Source organism: Bacillus sp. TL12, assembly GCF_022625245.1.
GTDB lineage: Bacteria > Bacillota > Bacilli > Bacillales > Bacillaceae_G > Bacillus_A.
In genome coordinates this window covers 1-506 of record NZ_JAJJBY010000204.1, presented here as the reverse complement: position 1 = coordinate 506, position 506 = coordinate 1, and the positions used below count along the sequence as shown (strand labels likewise).

The following is a 506-nucleotide window of genomic DNA, read 5'->3' as shown; positions in this document are numbered from 1 at the left end:
TGCGAATATAAGCCACAAATATCATTATGTTCATTTTGTTTAATTTCACGTTTATTATGTAGTTTCTATATAACAAAGAAAAAGTACCCTATTTGAATGCTTATCGTGAAGTATCTAAATTTATAAACTAAATACAGGTAAAAAAATATATGCTACAACTTACTGTAACTTTTAATAACTTTAGGTGAAATTAATGAGTGAATCCTCCACCAAGTTGTTGTTCCGCCATAGCTACTAAACGTTTTGTGATTTCACCACCAACAGAACCATTTGCACGAGCTGTTGTATCTGGACCAAGTTGTACGCCAAATTCTTGTGCAATCTCATATTTCATTTGATCAATTGCGTTCTCAGCACCTTGAACCAATACTTCATTAGTATTTCTGTTATTCTTTTTAACCATATGTATCACCTCTACGGTTTTAATATGCTACGAAACATGGGAAAATATTTATTCCTTTTTATGGTAAATGAATGTTTGAAAGTTTCTGTTCCAATTCAATAAG

General features: G+C 31.0%; 1 protein-coding gene. It reads right to left on the bottom strand.

Translation table 11 applies throughout. From position 1 onward, the window contains the following. Positions 1 to 190: 190 nt before the first annotated feature. Positions 191 to 403 (bottom strand): alpha/beta-type small acid-soluble spore protein, encoded by a 213-nt coding sequence (locus LOK41_RS28525; RefSeq protein ID WP_241819453.1) that lies wholly within the window; start codon positions 401 to 403, stop codon positions 191 to 193. Positions 404 to 506 lie beyond the last annotated feature (103 nt).